This is a genomic window from Stenotrophomonas sp. YJH_SMC_94-11 (genome assembly GCF_059370435.1).
The window spans coordinates 427,160-440,752 of sequence record NZ_JCAFTR010000001.1 but is presented as its reverse complement, the minus strand read 5'-3'; the positions used below and the strand labels follow the sequence as shown (position 1 = coordinate 440,752).

The following is a 13,593-nucleotide window of genomic DNA, read 5'->3' as shown; positions in this document are numbered from 1 at the left end:
GCACCCTGCCGCCATGAACCTGCTGCGCACCGCCCTGGGCCTGTGCCTGTTGCTGCCATGGACCGCACCCGCCGCCGAGGACGTGCGCGTGTACCGCTGTGTCGCCAGCAACGGCGCCGTGGCCCTGCAGGACAAGCCATGCAGCAGTGGCCGGCAGGAAGTGCGTGACCTGCAGCGCCCGCGCGACCCGGCCCCCCGGGTGGTGCGCAGCGACGCGGCACCCGCCCGGCCGGACGAGGTTCCGGTGATGCGCGATCGCGAAGTCCGCCACGTCTACATCCAGCCGCCACAGCCGTTGTACGAATGCGTGAGCGACGACGGTCGCCGCTATACCAGCGACAACAACGAGGGCAATCCGCGCTGGGTACCGTTGTGGACCAGCGTCTGGCTTCCGCACGGGCACCACGGCCCGGTCCATCCCGGCCCACGCCCGGCCTTCGGCACGCCGGTCGGCACCCCCATCGGTGAAGGAACCGGCTACCGGCCGCCCGCGGTGGGTGTCGGTGTGCAGGTCCCGGCCGGCAGCGTGCTGGTCCGCGACAGCTGCCATGCGCTGCCGCCGCAGGAAGTCTGCGCGCGCCTGCGCGACCGCCGCTGGGAACTGGACCGCCGCTACAACAGTGCGCTGCAGAGCGAGCGTACTGCCATCAGCAACGAACAGCGTGGCATCGACGCACGCCTGTCGCGGGACTGCGACCGCTGAGCGCAGCACCTGCCGTGGCATGTACGCTGTGCGCATGAAGAACCTGATCTGGCTGGCCCTGGGCCTGTTCGCCGGCAACGCAGTGGCCGACGACGGGGTGATCTACCGCTGTACTTCCAGCAGCAGCGATGTGCCTACCCTGCAACGCACGCCCTGCCCCACCGGCAGCAAGCAGCAGGTGGTGCGGATTCCGGCGTCCGCCAGTGCGCCGCCTGCATCAGTCACAGCAGCACCTGCGCCGCCGCCCGAACCGGCGACAGCGGGTACATCGCCCGCTTCGGTGCCCAGCCCCCGCCGCCCGGGCGAAGGACGCACGATCATGGAAGCCGGCATGGTCGAACGTGAAGGCGGCGATCTGATACTCGACAGTGCATCGCTGCCACGCCAGGCTGATGCCGCGCCGGACAGCAATGCGCCGCCGAAGCCGCCGCTGCCGCCCATCTTCCAGTGCACCGACAGCCAGGGCGGTGGCTACCTGCACGAATACGAAGCTGCCCCAGGCCGCTGCGAACTGATGACCGTGCAGGGCCTGGGCGGCGCCACACCGGTCAACGCTGCAGGCTGCGAAGTGGTGCGCGACCGCTGCGAGGAACTGCCGGAAGCGCAGCGCTGCAGCAGGTGGCAGCAACGCTTCCGCGACGCACGTGGCCGCGAGCGGTTCGCCTCGCCGGAGAACCGCGACAAGGCCCGGGGGGAACGCGAACGGTTGCAGGGCGTGCTGGAGGACAGCAACTGCCCGGTACCGGGGTGACTGCCATGCGGTAGTGCCGGCCGCTGGCCGGCAACTGCAATCACCTGAAGATCCCGTGGTTGCCGGCCAGCGGCCGGCACTACCACCGCATGATCAGAACCCGTAGCGCAGGAAACCGCCATCCACTGCGATGCATTCGCCGGTGACATAGCTGGCCGCCGGCAGGCACAGGAAGCCCACGGCTGCGGCCACTTCCTCCGGTTCACCGATGCGGCGCATCGGCGTGCGGTTGATCACTTCCTCGTAGTAGTCCGGGTCCGACAATGGACCGGACGTGCGCCGCGTGCGGATGTACCAGGGCGCCACCGCGTTGACCCGGATGCCATCCTCGGCCCACTCGACGGCCAGGTTGCGGGTCATCTGGTGCATCGCGGCCTTGGTCATGCCGTAGACCACGCCACTGCGCACGTGGGTCAGCCCGGACACGCTGCCGACATTGACGATCGACGACGACGCGTGCCGGGCCAGCAGCGGATGCGCGTAGCGCGACAGCTCGAAGGCCGAGAACAGGTTGGTTTCGAAGATCTTGCGCCACTCGTCCTCGGAATACTCCGTGGCCGCCTTGGTGACGTTGCCACCAGCGTTGTTGACCAGGATGTGCAGGCCATCACTGTGGTCTTCCACCCAGTCCAGGATCTGGCGGCGGTCCTCGTCATCGGAGACGTCCGCGGCCAGCGCATGCACCTGGTGCTGCGGATACACATCCAGCAGTTCGTCGCGCGCGGTCTCCAGCATGTCGATATCGCGGCCGACGATCATCAGATCGGCGCCGAGCCCCGCCAATTCATGCGCGATGGCCAGGCCGATGCCGGCGCTGGCGCCGGTGATCAGGGCCGTCTGGCCGTCCAGGCGCCACCGTTGCTGGGTCATGTGTCCTCCGGGGCCGCGCCCACTGCATTTCGATGCTGCAAGGATACGCGCTCACGGCGGCGCTCGGCCGGGGATGCGACACTTGCCCATACGCCCACCGCGGAGAGCCGCCATGCGCATCCTGATCCTGTCCACGTCGCTGCTGGCCAGCCTGCTGCTGGCGGCCTGCCAGCGGCCGCCCACGCCGAACCCGGAGAAGCCACCGGTGCCACGAGCGATGTCGCGTGCGATCAACGAGCCGCTGGACCGCGCCAAGGACGTGCAGAAAACCGTCGATGATGCTGCCGCGCGTGAGCGCAAGGCCGAGGCCGACGCGGCGCAATGACCGGTGGGGTCAGAGCCCTTTGCGAAGCCAAGGGATCCGACCCCATGAACGAAAACGCCCGGCCTGAGCCGGGCGTTTTCATTCGATAGCGTTGCCGGTCAGAACCCGCAGAAGCAGTACGCCAGCGCCTTCACCGGTGCGCCGTTGCCCTTTTCGCGGGCCGCGTTCTCGACGAAGCGCAACTGAGTGTCCACTTCCGGCATCGTGCGTGCCAGCATCATCCGCGCCATGCCCGAATCGGACAGCATCCAGGCACCGGCACGACTGCCAGCGAAACCGCTGACGAACTGCGCGAACGGCGTGGCTGCCTTCTCGATGTAGCGCACGCGATAGGCATCTGCCTTGCCCAGCTTGGCGCGGCTGGCCGCATCGGCCACCGCATCCTTCAGGCCACCGAAGGCATCGACCAGGCCGCGTTCCTTGGCCTGTGCACCGCTCCACACGCGGCCGCGGGCCACCTCGTCCACGGCCTCGACCGGCTTCTTGCGCGCGTCGGCGACGCGACCGGTGAAGTCGGCGTAGCCTTTGTTGATCACCGACTGGATGACCTGTCCCACGGCCGGATCCATCGGGCGGGTGACATCGAATGCACCCGCAAAACGGGTGGTGCCGACACCGTCAGTGTGCACGCCGATCTTGTCCAGCGCGCGGCTGAAGTTCGGTACCATGCCGAAGATGCCGATCGAACCGGTGATGGTCGACGGATCGGCGTAGATGCGATCGGCATTCATGCTGATCCAGTAGCCACCGGAGGCAGCCAGGTCGCCCATCGACACCACCACCGGCTTGCCAGCGGCCTGCAGCGCCACCACTTCACGGCGGATCTGCTCGGAGGCGAACACCTCACCGCCCGGCGAATCGACGCGCAGCACCACGGCCTTCACGTTGTCGTCGTCGCGCGCGGCGCGCAACAGCGCTGAGGTCGACTCGCCGCCGATGCGGCCGGCCGGCAGGTCGCCACCGCTGATCTCGCCGGCAGCCACCACCACGGCCACCTGCGGACGCGAGTCCACCGGGTTGCGGCGGGCGTCGAGCAGGGCCAGGTAACGGCCGAAGTCGACGTTGCGGAAACCACCGTCGGCGTCTTCGTCGGCCACGCCGCGCTCGATCATCAGATCCTCGAATTCCTCGCGGGTCTTCAGCGCGGTCACCAGCTTCTGCTGCAGCGCGAACTTGGCCAGGTCGCCACCGGCGGCGGCAATGCCTTCCGGCAGCGTGTCGATGCCGGCAGCCAGCTGCGCCGGATCCAGGCGGCGCGCCTTGGCGATGTCGCCCAGGTAGCGCTGCCACACATCGTTCATCCAGAACAGGTCGGCTTCCTTGGAGGCCGGCGACGCGGCGTCAAGCACGTACGGTTCGGCCGCGGACTTGTACTCGCCCACCTTGAACAGGTGCACGTCCACGCCCAGCTTGTCCTGCAGGCCGGTGCGGAAGTACTGGCGGTAGCGGCCGAGGCCTTCGAGCACGACCGAACCCATCGGGTCCAGGTAGACCTCGTCGGCCTGCGCGGCAAGCAGGTACTGCGACTGGCCCATGCTCTCGCTGTAGGCCACCAGCTGCTTGCCGGAGGCACGCAGATCCTGCAGCGCGGCGGCCACTTCACGCAGCGAAGCGAAGCCGGACGGCTGCAGCTTGTCCAGCTCCAGCACCACGCGCTCGATCTTCTTGTCGTCCTTGGCCGACTCGATCACCCGCAGCAGATCGCGCAGCTGGATCTCTTCGGCACCGTTGTCACCCACCGCCTTGGCCAGTGCGCGGCTGACCGGATCGGCACTGAACTGCTCGACCAGGCGGCCTTCCGGCGCGATCACGAGCGTCGTGCGGTCCTGCAGCGACTTGCTGGCACCGGCACCCATGCCGGCGGCGATGACGAACATCACCAGCAGCAGGAACAGCAGGCCGAAGAACACCAGGTTGAGGATCAACCGGCGGGTGAAGTTCATGACGTCCCACAGCCCGATGAAGAAACTGGCGACGGGGTTGCGACGCGCCGGGGGCAGCGGGGGCACGGGTTGATTCATGGAACGCTCCGGATGGCTTCTTGCCGTGGTACCAGCATAGCCGGTGCCGCGTGATGCGGCATCGGACACAAGTCAGGGGATCGCCCGCCATGGGTCGGCATGGCGGGCAGGAAGATCAGGACAGCGCGGACTGCCCGATGCGCTGGCTGCTGCGGCGCAGGCGCCAGCCCATCAGGATGGCAGCGGCGGTCAGGCCGACGATCAGGCCGATCCACATGCCCTGCGGGCCCATGCCCAGCCCCAGGCCGAGCCCGGCGCCGAGCGGCATGCCCAGGCCCCAGTACGCGAACATGGCGATGAACATCGGCACGCGGGTGTCCTTGAGGCCGCGCAGCGCACCCGCCGACAGCACCTGGATGCCGTCCGGGAACTGGAAGGTGGCCGCGTACAGCAGCAGGGTCGAGGCCAGGCCGGCCACGGCCAGGTCGTTGGTGTACACACCGACGATGGCATCGTGGCCGAACAGCAGCACCGCCGCTGACAACGTCTGCGTGCCCATGATGATCGCGTAACCGGCCCACGCCGCACGCCGCACGCCGAAGCCGTCACCACGGCCGACCGCATGGCCGACGCGCACGGTGGTGGCCTCGGCCACGCCCATCGGGATCATGAAGCACAGCTGCGCGACGTTGATCGCGATCTGGTGTGCCGCCGCTTCATTGGCACCCAGGCGGCCGATCAGCAAGGCGGTGACGATGAACAGGCCGCCTTCCATCAGCACGGTGATGCCGATCGGCAGGCCGGTGCGCAGCAGCTCCCAGATCGCCTTCCAGCGCGGTCCCTCGAAGTGCGAGAACAGCTGCAGATGGGCGAAGCGCTTGGTCCGCCACAGATACAGGGCGAATGCGGTCGCCTGCAGCCACATCATCACCGCCGAAGCGATGCCGAGGCCCTCGGCCCCTAACTCCGGGAAGCCGAGCTTGCCATTGGCCAGCACGTAGCCCATCGGTGCCAGCACCAGCAGGCCACCGAAGCCGAGCAGCATGGTCGGCAGCGTCCAGTGCATGCCCTCGCTGAGATAACGCATGCAGAAGTACAGGGTCAGCGCCGGGCCACCCCAGCGCACCGCATGCAGGAACGCGGTCGCCCCCGGCACGATGTCCGGCGCGATGCCGAAGGCCGGCAGCAGCGGCGGCACCACGGTGAGGAAGGTGAACATGATCAGCCCCAGCCCCAGCGCCAGCCACAGTGCCTGGCGGAACAGCGGGCCGATCTCGCGCTCGCGGCCGGCGCCGTGCAGCTGCGACACCGAAGCGGTGAGCGAGATCAGGGTGCCGATCGGAATCAGCATTGGCAGCCACAACAACGCCGTACCGATGGTGACTGCGGCAAGGGTCGCCGTAGCGTGGTGGCCGGCAATCACGTTGTCGACGAAGGAGATCAGACCGGTGGACACATGGCCCAGCACGAGCGGCAGGGCGAGCAGACCGGTGGCGCCGACTTCCTTGCTGAAGCGCGGCGTGGAGGTTGCAGTAGACATAAGGTGCTTGACGCGAACTGCGGTTGCGCGCGAAGGGCACAGGCACCGGGTTGCGGGCGCCCATCTTACGCGGGCGGCGCCTGCATTCCCATGACATGGCGTGAATGCTGGGTTTCAGCCGCCCCAAGCAAAAAGGGGACGGAGGGGATTAAGTCGCATTCGGCACTGACTGGCCTGATACGACTTAATCCCCTCCGTCCCCTTTTCTACTGGCCGGCCTGGCGCTTTAGCCAGCTGTCGCGCTCGGCGGCGGGCACGGCGAGGAAGGCGCTGCGTACCGTGTCGCGTTCCTGCGGCGGCGTGCGCTGCGCGACCAGGGCCAGCTGGGCCAGCTGCGCCGGGTTGAGCTGGCGCAGCACGGCCAGCGCGGTCTCGCGTTGCTCCGGTGGCACGAATCCGAACAGTCCGTGCAGCTTGGGGAATTCCAGGCCCAGCTGCGGGCCCAGCCGCCATCCGTCGCGGAACGCCTGATCCTGCGCCTGGAATTGCTGCCGCATGCGCTGCTGTTGATCGGCCGGCAGCGAATTGAAGCGCGCAGCCGCCTGACGGATGCGCTCGCGCTCTGCTTCCGGCAATGCGCGCCAGGCGGCGTAGTCGGCACGGCGCTGTCGCTGCTGCTGCGCATCCAGCTGGACGAATTCGGCAGGTGCTGTTGCAGCGGTCGACGCCGGCGTGGCCGGCGAACTGCCCGGAACCGGTGGCGGCAACGGCACGCTCAACGGCTGCGGTGCGGCGGACAGCGACAGCGGCAGGGCCAGCAGCAAGCTGGCGAGCACGTACTTATTCATCGGCGGCAGCCGTTTCCAGCGTGGCACTGGCCGGCTCCGGCCGGCTCGGCTTGGCTTGCGATTCATCCACCGGCAGCGGGCCGCCCGCGGCAGTCCACGCGTACAGGTCGGCATCGGCGACCAGCGGGTAGTCGCGATCTGCCAGCATCGCTGCGTCATCATTGGCTTGCGCCTGGCCCGCGTCCGGTCTGGCGTCCACCTTGCTCGGTGGCAGGGCTTCCACGGTCACCGGACCGGCTTCGCCCACCACGCCCTCCGGCAAGGGTGCATCGCTGCCGAACGAATGTCCCTGCAGGTGGCGCCACCCCAGCGCGGCGGCCAGCAGTACCGCCACGGTCACCAGCAGGATCAGCGGACCGCGCCAGCGCGGCCTGGCATTCGCGCGGCGGCGCTTGCCGTTGGCGGCCGCACGCTCGTCCCGCTGCGGTGCGCGCCAGCTGGAGGCCGGTGCTTCATTGTGGGTGGTGGGTGCGGCCGGCTGCTGCAGTTGCTGCAGGCGTGCGGCCGGCAGGTCACGGACACGGGCCTGTACCTGCTCGGCCAACTGGCGCCAGGCCACGGCATCGGGCCGACCCTGGGCATCACGCGGGCAGGCATCGGCCAGCAGGTGCTGGTAACCGGCCTCGTCCTGGTCGAGCACGCGCATGGCGATGCCCTCGTCCAGGCTGCCGCCCACCCGCAGCAGCAGCGCCAGTCGTGGAAGTGGCGGCATCGCGCCCAACGCGGCCAACGACGGGGCCCACTGCCCGCCCGCCGGCTCGCGCAGCGCCTGGCGCTGGCCCAGCAGGGTCCAGAAGCGGGTCGGCCATTGCGCCATCGGCAGGTCGCTGGCGACCGCCGCAAACGCGCGCATCACTGCCACCAGGGTCTGCTCGGCACGCGCGGCATCGCCGCACTGCAGTTCAGCCACCACCAGGGCGCGGCGTTCGACGCCACGCAGGAACGCCGACAGCGCGCCGGCCGCGGTCGAGGAAACAGGGGCGGGCACAGCCGTCATCGGTCACTCCAAAGGTCTGCCGGCATGATAGCGGCAGCCCATCGGCACCCGTAGGACTTGCGCCCACAGGCACTTCGTGCTGCAGGTTGTGCACAGCACCACGCTCCCCGCGCGGGAAATTGCGGCATGCCGCTGAATTCACTCTGTTTCAGCAATGTTTCACACTCAAGTTGTTGATTTTGAATAACTTTGAAGTGTGGCGATTTTTTGACCAACCCAAGGGTGAGCTCGTCGCCATCGGCCTCCTGCGTTCCCGTCGACCGGTAACGCACAACGTTATCCACAGAACATGTGGATAAGACTGAATCTCCAATGGACACCGATATTTAGGTGACATTTATGATTCAACGGTCGTCGCCCGGGCACGTCTGCCCCCTGCCATTCGCGCATGCATGGCCCGTTACACTGGCCCGATGCTTTCACCCATTCCGACCCTGCAGGTCGCCCTGCCCGTCCCCCTGCCCCGCCTGTTCGACTACCTGTCGCCGGAGGGCGATGGCCCCACGGCCGCGGTCGGCTGCCGCCTGAAGGTGCCGTTCGGCAACCGCGAGCTGGTCGGCGTGGTGGCCGGCCACGGCCAGACCGACGACGGCCAGGGACTGCGCCAGGCGCTGGCCTGGTGCGACCGGCAGCCGCTGCTGCAGGGCGAACTCTGGCAGAGCCTGCAGTGGCTGGCGCGCTACACCCATGCGCCACTGGGCGAGGTGCTGAGCACCGCCCTGCCCGGCCCGCTGCGCCATGGCGAGGCCCTGCCCGACACCCACCACTGGGGTTGGCAGCTGACCACCGAAGGCCACGCCCAGCGCGAAAAGCTGCGCGCCGGAAGCCGTCCGCGGCAGCTGGCCGAGCTGCTGGCAGGAGCGATCGTGGATGAGGACGTGCTCGGCGAACGCATGGCCGACTGGCGCACCGCTGCACGCAGCCTGGCCAAGCGCGAACTGGCCGAGCGCGTGGCGATGACGGTGGCACCGCAGCATGCGCAGCCGCTGCCCGGCCCCACGCTCAACCCGGACCAGGCCGGGGCGGTGGCTGCGATCAACGCTGCCGACGGCTTCCAGCCGTTCCTGCTGGACGGCGTGACCGGCAGCGGCAAGACCGAGGTCTACCTGCAGGCGATCATCCATTGCCTGGCGCAGGGCAGGCAGGCGCTGGTGCTGGTACCGGAAATCGGCCTGACCCCGCAGACCCTGGCACGTTTCCGCGGCCGCCTGGGCATCGCCGTGCACGCCTTGCATTCGGGGTTGAACGACAACGAGCGCGCGCGCGTCTGGGCGGCCGCCTCCCGAGGCGAAGCGCGGGTCATCGTCGGCACCCGCTCGGCGGTTTTCACGCCATTGCCGCAGGCCGGCCTGCTGATCGTCGACGAGGAACACGACGGCAGCTACAAGCAGCAGGACGGCATCCGTTACCACGCGCGCGATTTCGCTCTGGTGCGCGCCAAGGCGCTGGGCATTCCGGTGCTGCTCGGCAGTGCCACCCCTTCGCTGGAAACGCTGCACAACGCCTACGCCGGGCGCTACACGCACCTGCGCCTGAAGCAGCGCGCCGGCGATGCCCGGCCACCGCGCGTGCGCATCCTCGATGTACGCAAGCGGCCGCTGCACGATGGCCTCTCGGCCGATGTGCTGGCCGGCATCGGCGAACACCTGCAGCGTGGCCAGCAGGTGCTGGTGTTCAAGAACCGCCGTGGCTACGCACCGGTGCTGCTGTGCCACGACTGCGGGTGGACCGCGCCTTGCCAGCGCTGCGATGCGCCGATGACCGTGCATGGCGGCGGCCGACGCCTGCAGTGCCACCACTGTGGTGCGCGGCAACCGGCGCCGTTGGCATGCCCGGCCTGCGGCAGCCTGGCGCTGCAGCCGCAGGGCATCGGCACCGAACGCCTGGAAGAACACCTCACCGCCGCCTTCGCCGATTTCCCGGTGGTGCGCATCGACCGTGGCACCACCTCACGCCGCGATGCGCTGGAGCAGCAGCTGGCGAAACTGGGCGACCAGCCCGGCATCCTGGTCGGCACGCAGATCCTGGCCAAGGGCCACGACCTGCCGAAGCTGACCCTGGTGGTGGTGGTCGGCATCGACGAAGGCCTGTTCTCCGCCGACTTCCGCGCCAGCGAGAAGCTGGCGCAGCAGCTGATCCAGGTGGCCGGTCGTGCAGGACGTGCGCGTGACCCCGGCGAGGTCTGGCTGCAGACCCATCACCCTGGTCACCCGCTGCTGGAAACCCTGGTGAGCGGTGGCTACCACCCGTTCGCGCAGGCCGAGTTGAACCAGCGGCAAGCCGCAGGGTTCCCCCCGTTCGCGCACCTGGCGCTGATGCGCGCCGAAGCGCAGCAGGTCGAGCACGCCAATGCGTTCCTGCTGGCTGCGCGGCAGTTGCTGGGCGAGCAGAACGTGGTGGAGGCGTACGGCCCGATGCCGGCGCCGATGCCGCGGCGCGCGGGCTACCAGCGCACACAGCTGCTGCTGTCGGCGCCGCAGCGGCCACCCTTGCATGGCGTGCTCGCGCAGCTGGTTCCGCAGCTGTATGCGCTGCCGGAAGCACGCAAGGTGCGCTGGTCGCTGGATGTGGATCCAACGGACCTGTATTGAGGGGTCAGAGCCCACCCGTCGGGTGGGATCCGACCCCGATGCCCTGGGGTCGGATCCCTTTTCGCAGAAAAGGGCTCTGACCCCTTACGTCAGCGGCGACATCACGCCGCGCTGGTAGGCCGGGCGCTCACGCAGCCGCGCATACCAGTCAGCCAGATGCGGCAGCTCCGGTCGCTGGATCGGCAGCTCGTACCAGGCGTAGACCAGCGAGCCCAGCGGGATGTCGCCCATCGCGAACTTCTCGCCCGACAGCCACGGCTGCCTGGCCAGGGTAGCGTCGGCCATCGCCAGGTAGTCACCGGCGCGCACGATGGCGGCATTGATCCGCGCTTCATCGCGGTCGGCCGGCCCGGTGCGCATGATGCCCCAGACCAGGTCGCTGTACAGCGGCGCCATCCGCGACGTGCTCCAGTCCATCCACTTCTCGGCCTGGGCGCGTTCCATCGGGTCCTCAGCGTACAGGGTGCCCAGTGCATAGCGGGCGCTCAGGTAGCGCACGATGGCGTTCGATTCCCACAGCGGCAAGCCGTGGTCTTCGATCACCGGCACCAGGCCGTTGGGATTCATCGCCTGGTACTCCGGCGTCTGCGTACCACCATGGCTGCCACCGACTTCGATGGATTCGTACGGCAGGCCGATTTCCTCGGCGCACCACAGTACCTTGCGGACGTTGCTGGAATTGCGGCGGCCCCAGATCTTCAACATGCGGGTTTTCCTTGCTGGCAATGCGAGCGGCAACGATACGCCTGATCGTTACGGGTGTGTGCGTGCCGGATGCGGGATCTGGCATCCGGGCATTGCCGGCCAGCGGCAGGCACTACCTGTTCTTTTTTGGCAGCGCGCGCACGTAGGACGACTTGCCGTCCTTCTTCAGCTCGAACAGGCCGATCGCCGCCAGCAGGTCGCTGAGCTTGCCGTAGCCATAGTTGCGCGGATCGAACGAGGCCTGGTTGCCGATCTGGCTGCCGACCGGGCCGAGGTGCGACCAGCCATCCTCACCCTCGGCCGCAGACACCGCACGGCGCAGCATCTTCACCAGCCGGGTGTCACTGCGCATTTCCGCACCGCTCTTGCGTGGACGCGCATCGTCGTTGGCCACCGGCTCGTTCGAGGCCTGCTCGCTGGACGCCTGTTCGGCATCGGGCACGCTGGCATGGGTCTGGCCCAGTGCCTCCAGGTAGGTGAACTTCGAGCACGCATTGACGAATGGCTCGGGCGTCTTCTTCTCGCCGAAGCCATATACCTTCACGCCATCGGTCAGCAGGCGCATCACCATCGGGGTGAAGTCCGCATCGCTGGAGACGATGGCGAAGCCATCAAGGTTGCGCGCGTACAGCAGGTCCATGGCATCGATCACCATCGCCATGTCCGAAGCGTTCTTGCCCTTGCTGTAGGCGAACTGCTGGATCGGGCGGATCGCGTACTCATGCAGCACCGCTTCCCACCCCTTCAGTCGCGGGCTCTTCCAGTTGCCGTAGGCACGGCGCACGTTGGCCACGCCGTAGCGGGCGACTTCGGCCAGGACCTCGTCGATCTTCGAGGCCGGCGCATTGTCGGCGTCGATCAACAGGGCGATGCGCTTTTCCGGTTCGCTCATGGGCTCCTCACGGGCCGTTGCCTGAACCCGAGTATCGCCGATCCGGGCAGGCGCTGACGTGACAGGTGGCCGCCGTGCGAAGATGCCAGGCGCTTCCCCCGATGCCCCACTGGAGTGAGTCGATGAGTCGCGAGCGCGTTCCCCACCTGGTCGTTGTCGGCGGCGGTTTTGCCGGTCTCTGGGCCACCCGTGCCCTGGCCCGCGAGCGCATACGCATCACCCTGGTCGATCGCCGCAACCATCACCTGTTCCAGCCGCTGCTGTACCAGGTGGCCACCGCCGGCCTGTCCGCGCCGGATATCGCCGCACCGCTGCGCCACATCCTCGGCCACCAGCGCAATGTGGAAGTCCGCCTCGGCGAAGTGGTGGCCATCGACAAGCGGGCGCGGCAGATCCGCATGGCCGATGGCAGCACGCTGGACTACGACAGCCTGCTGCTGGCCACCGGCGCCACCCACGCCTACTTCGGCAACGATCAGTGGGCCGATGATGCGCCCGGCCTGAAGACGCTGGACGATGCCATCGCGCTGCGCCGCAAGCTGCTGCTGGCGTTCGAACGCGCCGAGGCCGAACCGGACCCGGCGAAGAAGGCGGCGTGGCTGAGTTTCGCCATCGTCGGCGGTGGTCCCACCGGCGTCGAACTGGCCGGCACCCTGGCCGAGATCGCGCGCCACACGCTGCGCAACGAATTCCGCCACATCGACCCGGCCAGCGCCAGGGTGCGGCTGGTCGAGGCTGGGCCGCGCGTGCTGTCCTCGTTCCCGGATGTGCTTTCGCTGAAGGCGCGCCGCCAACTGGAAAAGCTGGGCGTGGAAGTGCTGACCGGTACCCCGGTGAGCGACATCGACAGCCAGGGCTTCAAGCTCGGCGAACAGTTCATACCGGCGCGCACCGTGGTCTGGGCCGCCGGCGTGGCCGCTTCACCGCTGGCGCGCACGCTGGACGTGCCACTGGACCGCGCCGGACGCGTGCCGGTGCAACCGGACCTGACCCTGCCCGGTCACCCGGAGCTGTTCGTGGCCGGCGACCTGGCCGCACTGAGCCAGGCCGACGGCAAGCCGGTACCCGGGGTGGCACCGGCCGCCAAGCAGATGGGCAAGTACGCGGCCGAGGTGATCCGCGCGCGCCTGCACGGCAAGCCCGAGCCCGGCCCGTTCAAGTACGCCGACTACGGCAACCTGGCCACCATCGGCCGCATGGCCGCGATCGTGCACCTGGGCCGGCTGCAGCTTTCCGGCGTGCTGGCCTGGTGGTTCTGGCTGGCCGCGCACGTGTTCTTCCTGATCGGCTTCCGCAACCGCATCGTGGTGCTGCTGAACTGGGCAGTCGCGTACTGGAGCTACCAGCGCAGTGCGCGGATCATCTTCGGTGATGACCGCGACGACCGGCGGCCGAAGCGGTAGGGCTGCACGCAACGGGGTCCGATCCCTTTCCGCAGGAAAGGGATCGGACCCGGTCAACACCCTCCAC

12 protein-coding genes are annotated in these 13,593 nt (G+C 68.5%); 5 read left to right on the top strand and 7 right to left on the bottom strand.

Annotated elements, in window-relative coordinates:
* Positions 1-13 precede the first annotated feature (13 nt).
* Entirely contained in the window at positions 14-703 is a 690-nt protein-coding gene (locus tag AC5P74_RS02000) for a DUF4124 domain-containing protein (protein ID WP_346607365.1), read from the top strand.
* Positions 704-737: 34 nt separating this feature from the next.
* Positions 738-1,454 carry a hypothetical protein gene (locus AC5P74_RS01995; protein ID WP_171958280.1) on the top strand — a complete coding sequence of 239 codons (717 nt, stop codon included), beginning with the start codon at positions 738-740 and terminating at the stop codon, positions 1,452-1,454.
* Between the two features lie 93 nt (positions 1,455-1,547).
* On the opposite strand, the gene AC5P74_RS01990 is transcribed toward AC5P74_RS01995, so the two are convergent.
* A complete protein-coding gene (locus tag AC5P74_RS01990; RefSeq protein WP_014038643.1) occupies positions 1,548-2,324 on the bottom strand; it encodes an SDR family oxidoreductase in 777 nt (258 codons plus the stop codon).
* Between the two features lie 112 nt (positions 2,325-2,436).
* On the opposite strand from AC5P74_RS01990, the gene AC5P74_RS01985 reads away from it, so the two are divergent.
* Positions 2,437-2,649, top strand: coding sequence for a hypothetical protein (locus tag AC5P74_RS01985; protein ID WP_053496970.1), 213 nt, complete (start codon positions 2,437-2,439; stop codon positions 2,647-2,649).
* A 98-nt stretch (positions 2,650-2,747) separates the two neighbouring features.
* Here the strand turns inward: AC5P74_RS01985 and sppA are convergent, their stop codons facing one another.
* The 4 genes from sppA to AC5P74_RS01965 all read right to left on the bottom strand — a co-directional run bounded on the left by sppA (position 2,748) and on the right by AC5P74_RS01965 (position 7,935).
* Entirely contained in the window at positions 2,748-4,670 is a 1,923-nt protein-coding gene (gene sppA, locus AC5P74_RS01980; protein ID WP_061478137.1) for a signal peptide peptidase SppA, read from the bottom strand.
* 115 nt (positions 4,671-4,785) lie between these two features.
* Entirely contained in the window at positions 4,786-6,150 is a 1,365-nt protein-coding gene (locus AC5P74_RS01975) for an MATE family efflux transporter (protein WP_005419642.1), read from the bottom strand.
* 206 nt (positions 6,151-6,356) lie between these two features.
* The gene (locus AC5P74_RS01970; protein WP_053496968.1) at positions 6,357-6,938 is read right to left on the bottom strand and encodes a DUF3106 domain-containing protein; all 582 of its coding nucleotides are present in this window, start codon (positions 6,936-6,938) and stop codon (positions 6,357-6,359) included.
* The gene (locus tag AC5P74_RS01965; RefSeq protein ID WP_495204774.1) at positions 6,931-7,935 is read right to left on the bottom strand and encodes a hypothetical protein; all 1,005 of its coding nucleotides are present in this window, start codon (positions 7,933-7,935) and stop codon (positions 6,931-6,933) included. The genes AC5P74_RS01970 and AC5P74_RS01965 overlap by 8 nt, the downstream gene beginning before the upstream one ends.
* Before the next feature lie 413 nt (positions 7,936-8,348).
* Here AC5P74_RS01965 and AC5P74_RS01960 point away from each other — a divergent pair, with 413 nt between their 5' ends.
* A complete protein-coding gene (locus tag AC5P74_RS01960; protein WP_005419648.1) occupies positions 8,349-10,526 on the top strand; it encodes a primosomal protein N' in 2,178 nt (725 codons plus the stop codon).
* Positions 10,527-10,610: 84 nt separating this feature from the next.
* Here AC5P74_RS01960 and AC5P74_RS01955 read toward each other — a convergent pair whose 3' ends face one another.
* Together AC5P74_RS01955 and AC5P74_RS01950 are read right to left on the bottom strand one after the other, a co-directional pair.
* Positions 10,611-11,231, bottom strand: coding sequence for a glutathione S-transferase family protein (locus AC5P74_RS01955; RefSeq protein WP_495204773.1), 621 nt, complete (start codon positions 11,229-11,231; stop codon positions 10,611-10,613).
* A 112-nt stretch (positions 11,232-11,343) separates the two neighbouring features.
* Positions 11,344-12,123, bottom strand: a complete 780-nt coding sequence (locus AC5P74_RS01950; protein ID WP_049470953.1) for an NYN domain-containing protein — start codon at positions 12,121-12,123, stop codon at positions 11,344-11,346.
* A gap of 122 nt (positions 12,124-12,245) precedes the next feature.
* Here AC5P74_RS01950 and AC5P74_RS01945 point away from each other — a divergent pair, with 122 nt between their 5' ends.
* Positions 12,246-13,526 (top strand): NAD(P)/FAD-dependent oxidoreductase, encoded by a 1,281-nt coding sequence (locus AC5P74_RS01945; RefSeq protein WP_053496960.1) that lies wholly within the window; start codon positions 12,246-12,248, stop codon positions 13,524-13,526.
* Positions 13,527-13,593 lie beyond the last annotated feature (67 nt).